Genomic DNA, 5,029 nt, shown 5'->3' with positions numbered 1-5,029 from the left:
GCGGATCAGCGCGCCATTGGCGTCCTCGGCCAGATTGAGCAGGCTGAAATCGCTGAAGCCCTGCCCGGACGCGGTCCAGTCCGGGAAGCGTTTGTAGACCTCTTGATGGCAGGTCAGACAGTCGATGTTGGCGAGTTGCGCATGGGCCTCGGGGGACGCCGGGGCGAGTTGTTCGAACAGCGACTGGGCCATCGGAAAGCGCCCGTTCCCCACATGACAGCCGGCGCAGGTGAAGCGCGGCGAATTCTCGTGCGTGCCGCAGTAGGTGTTGACGCCGGTCGCGACCAGATCGCCCGCCGCCTTGGCGGGTCGCTCGCCGGCCGCCGCGAAGTCGCCCGGGATGTTGGTGACATTGGGGAAGGCCCCGCCCTGCTGATAATGCACCGAGCCGTGCATGTCGCGCGCCTGGTTCTCGTGGCAGGCGACGCAGACCTCGGGGCCGGTATAGGCGGTGATATTGCAGTGCTCCGCGATGGGCGAGGTGCAGCCCACCTGCGGCGAATCCGAGATGGTCGCGGTGGTGGTCGCGGGCGAGGAGACCGCGCCCGCGTTGTCGGTTACCGTGAGGGTGACGCTGTAGCCGCCGACCGCCGTATAGGCATGACTGGGATTGGCCTGGGTGCTGGTCGCGCCGTCGCCGAAGGACCAGGCGTAGCTGGCGATGCCGCCGTCCGGGTCGACCGAGCCGGCGCTGCTGAAGCGGATCGCCGCGCCTGGAAGGCCGCTGTAGGGACCGTTGACCCTGGCCGTCGGGGACTGGTTACCGCCTGGAGGCGGAGGGTCGCCGCCGCCCGCGGACTTGGGCGAGCAATCGGACGGTGCCTGGTCGACCGCGCGCTCGGCCGTCTGTCCGTCGCTTTGGATGGCGCGCACCCGGCAGGGCACGGGGCTGGGCCTTTCCTTGCGGATCGACCAGGTTCCATCGCTTCCCTCGGTCTCGTCATTGCCGAGTGTCTGGGAAGGGGCGTAGGCGTTGACCAGGATCACCTTGGCGCGCGGCGTGCCCCGCCCGGAGACGTTCAGACGTCTTTCCCGGCTGTCCCAGAAGGCGCGATCGATCATGTGCTGGGACGGGGAGGAATCGTCAGCGCGGTTGTGGTCATCCCTGTCGTCATCGGCGAGCGCCATGCCCGCCGACAAGACGCAGACCGAGACCAGGGCGAGCGCGGCCGCCAAGCCACGCCAAACCCATTTCCGATCTCGTCTCGGTGGTGCGCCAGGGGTGCTTGTTTGTTTGGACGCTCTCATCATTCTGCCCTCTCACTGGTTATGAAACGCGGCGCCTCCTTGCGTCGGCCATGGACGCCGGGCCGTCTGGCCCACGGGGAAAGCCTTGGTTCATGGCTGTTTGGAACATCAGCTTAGCCCACCGCGCCTTAAGGGAACCTTAAGGCGCGGGGTCTTCGTGACGAGAGATTTGGAGCATGCGCGGGGGATGGCATGATGACACGCGACGCCGGAACGATGGTTTTACCGTCCGTTGGTCTGGTGGGATCGATCACGACCGTGATGAGGAACGGAGTCTGTGGCAGGCTTGCGAAAACCGACCTCGACCAGCAGGCCCTGCCCATCCTCCGCGTCGAGCAGTTCGATCCCGACACCATGCAACTCGCAGATCCGCCGCACGATGGCCAGGCCGAGCCCGGCGCCGGCCTCGGCCTGACCGGGGAGACGATAAAAACGATCGAAGACCCGCATCCGGTTCTCGTTGGGGATACCCCGGCCCGAGTCCTCCACCCGGAGCAGAACGTGTTCCCTGCGCGCGCTAACCGTCACGGCGACACGCCCGCCCGCCGGGGTGTATTTGATCGCGTTGTCCAGCAGATTACCGACCAGAATGCTCAAGGCCCCAGGCGAGACGCCGACCAGACCGGGCTCGCCTTCCGGGGTCTTGCAGCCAAATTCGATGGACTTGGCGCGCGCCGCACCCTGCTTGTCCGCCACCGCTTGTTGCGCCGTCTTAACCAGCGAACAGGTTTCGTGCGCTGTGTCGCGCGCCCGCGATTGCAGTCGGGACAGAATCAAGAGCTGGGCGATCAGATGGGTCGCCCGATCAACCCCGCGGATGAGTTTCCCGAGCGCCTCGGCGCGCTCCTCGGGGTCGCGGCTGCGCTGGGCGATCTGGGCATGGGTGCGGATGATCGCGAAGGGGGTGCGCAGTTCGTGCGAGGCATCGGCGGCAAAATGGCGCTCCGCGTCCAGCGCCTGTTCGAGCCGGGCCATCAAGCCGTTGAGCGCATGGATCAGCGGTCCGATCTCGGCCGGCACGCGGCGCGCATCGATGGGGGCCAGTTGTTCGGCCGAGCGATGTCCGATGGCGCGGGCGAGCCGGCTCAGCGGACGCAGGCCGTCCGCGACCGCCAGCCAGATCAGGAACACGGTGAGCGGCAGCGACCAGAGGATGGGTTGCAGCGCATGGAGCGTCAGATACTCGATGAGTTCCCGCCGGATCCCGTCATTCTGCGCCACATAGATCACCTCGCCGGAACGCCCCGTCGGGAACCCGAAGACGCGCCATTGGGTCGGCCCGAGGGTCTGATCCGAGAATCCCGACTGCCGTGCCAGCGGTTCCTGCGGCGCCGCGCCGAAGCTGCCGATCAGCACGTCCTCCCGCCAGAGCTGGAAACTGATCATGGATTCATACGGATGGCCGATGGGCGACAGGGTTTGGGGCGCGCCAGCGATGCTGGGCAGATCGCCGGCGAGCGTGATCTGGCGCAGGAAATGCGCGGTCTGGGCCAACTGCGCATCCATCAATTCACCGACCTCGTGACCCGAACGATTCCAGGCAATCAGGGCGATCGCGATCCAGATGACGGTCCAGACAAGGCTGAGCGACAACAGCAGGCGGCGGCGGATCGATCTCATGACGAGGGTTCCGAGACGAATCGATAGCCGACGCCGCGCACCGTGAGGATCCGGTGTTTGCCAAGCTTCTGACGCAGGTTGTGGATATGCACCTCCATGGCGTTGCTCTCGATCTCGTCGCGCCAGCCGTAGGTCGCCGCCGCCAGCCGCGCGCGTGGCACCACCCGGTCGGCGTTGGCGACCAGCTTTTCCAGCAGGGCATACTCCTTGGGCGAGAGTGACAGCGGTTGTTCGCCGAGCGTCACGGTGCGCCGATTGGTATCCAGCGCCAGCGCGCCGGCCTGGAGCAGCGGCGCCGCATGGCCGCCGCCGCGGCGCGTCAGCGCGCGGATGCGCGCACTCAGTTCATCGAGATCGAACGGCTTGACCAGATAGTCGTCCGCGCCCGCGTCCAGACCCGTGACCTTATCCGCGATGGCGTCGCGGGCGGTGAGAATCAGGACCGGCAGATCGATCCCCTGGCGGCGCAGATCGCGCAGCAGGGCGAGTCCATCGCGTCCGGGCAGCCCGAGGTCGAGCACCATCACATCGAAGTGCTCAACCCGCAGCGCATGCTCGGCGGGTTCGGCGCTCCGCACCCAATCCGCCACGTAACCATCCTGGCCGAGCCCGGTTTTCAGGCCAGAGCCAAGCAATGGGTCGTCTTCGACGATCAGGATGCGCATGAGGGGGCGATGGTCTTGAGGAGGCTCAGCTCTCCGAGCCATCATGACCCAGACTCGCCGGATCCTGATGGATGATGATGTCGGAATCCGGATAGACGGCGCGGATCTGGGCCTCCACCTCATCGGCAATGCGATGCGCGTGCAGCAGGGGCAACTGATCGTCGAGCTCAAGATGCAGTTGGATGATCAGCGACTGGCCGGACTGGCGGGTGCGCAGACTGTGCAGTCCGCGCACCATGGGCACGTTCAAGGCCAATGATCGGATGTGTTCGCGCTGTTCCTCCGGGAGTTCGTGATCCATCAGCATCTGGATGGCCTCGCGCCCGATCTGCGCGGCGCTGTAGAGGATATAGGCACCGATCGCGAGCCCGAAGAGCGGATCGAAGCCGGACCAGCCGAGGCTCGCCAGCCCGAGCGCCACCAGGGTCGCCGAATTGGTGGCCAGGTCCGTGGCATAGTGCAGCGCATCCGCGCGGATGGCGGGCGAACCGGTGCGTCGGATGACATGATGCTGAAACGCGAGCAGGGCCAGGGTGAGGAGGATGGCGAAGCCGATCACGCCCACGCCGATCCCAATCTCGGTGACCGCTTGCGGATGGAACAGCCGGTCGACCGCCTGTAACGCGAGGAACATGGCCGAGCCGGCGATAAAGGTCGCCTGGCCCAAGGCGGCGAGCGCCTGGGCCTTGCCATGACCGAAACGATGCTCGGTGTCCGGCGGTTGGAGCGACCAATGCACCGCCAGCAGATTCACCAGCGAGGCGGCGGCATCCATCGTCGAATCCACCAGCGAGGCGAGGACGCTCACGGATCCGGTCAGCAGCCAGGCCACGAGCTTGGCCAGAATCAGCAGACCGGCCGTGGCCACCGAGGCATAGGTGGCGAGCCGCAGGAGTCTGCCGGTCTCGGCGGAGGTTCCAAACGAAACCGGCCGCGGGTCCGCCGCGGGATTCAAGGCGCGTTCCTCATGGCTGAATCCTCCCGCGCTCAGCGTTGGGGCGGCAGCGGCGGCATCGCCTGCTGGCGATGCTGGGCCTGTGCCAGGTCAAATTCCCGTGGGTCGACCAGCCCGTCGCCATTGAGATCGATGGCCTTGAAGTCAGGCGCGTTGGCCAGGTTGCGCATCGGATACCCCTGCTGCGACCGCTCCTTGATCCGGTTGGCGCGCGCCTCGTAAAACTCCTGCTCGGTGAGGCTCCCGTTCTGGTTCAGATCGAACTCGGCGAAGGTCGGCATGTTTCTCCCCATGCCACGGCCCATCCCCGGCCCCCTGCCAGCGCCCTGCCCCATCCCCATGCCAGGCCGGCCTTGCATCAGCGATTGCTGCGTGGTGGCGAATTCGTCGGGCAGCAACTGACCGTCGCCATTCAGATCGAAATCCGCGAAGGTCGGCGCGTTGGCCGCCCCGCGCATCGGCGCGCCGGTAGCGCCGCGCGCCGCCATCCGCTCGGCATGGACCGTATTGAATTCCTGTTCGGTGACCATCCCGTTGCCGT

The 5,029-nt window shown here is 66.5% G+C and carries 5 protein-coding genes; all 5 read right to left on the bottom strand.

Going from position 1 to position 5,029, the window contains the following annotated elements; all coding sequences use genetic code 11:
* Positions 1–1,176 (bottom strand): PKD domain-containing protein (locus QZY07_RS00240; RefSeq protein WP_295398832.1); only part of this gene is annotated, 1,176 nt, incomplete at its 3' end.
* A 294-nt stretch (positions 1,177–1,470) separates the two neighbouring features.
* Positions 1,471–2,868, bottom strand: coding sequence for an ATP-binding protein (locus QZY07_RS00235; RefSeq protein ID WP_295398830.1), 1,398 nt, complete (start codon positions 2,866–2,868; stop codon positions 1,471–1,473).
* Positions 2,865–3,533 (bottom strand): response regulator, encoded by a 669-nt coding sequence (locus tag QZY07_RS00230; RefSeq protein WP_295398828.1) that lies wholly within the window; start codon positions 3,531–3,533, stop codon positions 2,865–2,867. Before QZY07_RS00230 ends, QZY07_RS00235 begins: the two co-directional genes overlap by 4 nt.
* A gap of 25 nt (positions 3,534–3,558) precedes the next feature.
* On the bottom strand, positions 3,559–4,488 hold the full coding sequence (locus QZY07_RS00225; protein ID WP_295398826.1) for a cation diffusion facilitator family transporter: 930 nt from the start codon (positions 4,486–4,488) through the stop codon (positions 3,559–3,561).
* A 32-nt stretch (positions 4,489–4,520) separates the two neighbouring features.
* A partial coding sequence (locus QZY07_RS00220) for an EF-hand domain-containing protein (RefSeq protein WP_295398824.1) occupies positions 4,521–5,029 on the bottom strand: 509 nt, incomplete at its 5' end.

Source organism: uncultured Thiocystis sp. (assembly GCF_903866365.1).
Taxonomy (GTDB): Bacteria; Pseudomonadota; Gammaproteobacteria; order Chromatiales; family Chromatiaceae; genus Chromatium.
The sequence above is the reverse complement of the archived record's forward strand: the minus strand, read 5'-3'. Positions and strand labels throughout refer to the sequence as shown.

Bases quoted from the DNA above. Each gene is read 5' to 3' on its own strand.
- QZY07_RS00235 (WP_295398830.1), bottom strand. From the start codon at position 2,868: ATGAGATCGATCCGCCGCCGCCTGCTGTTGTCGCTCAGCCTTGTCTGG.
- QZY07_RS00230 (WP_295398828.1), bottom strand. From the start codon at position 3,533: ATGCGCATCCTGATCGTCGAAGACGACCCATTGCTTGGCTCTGGCCTG.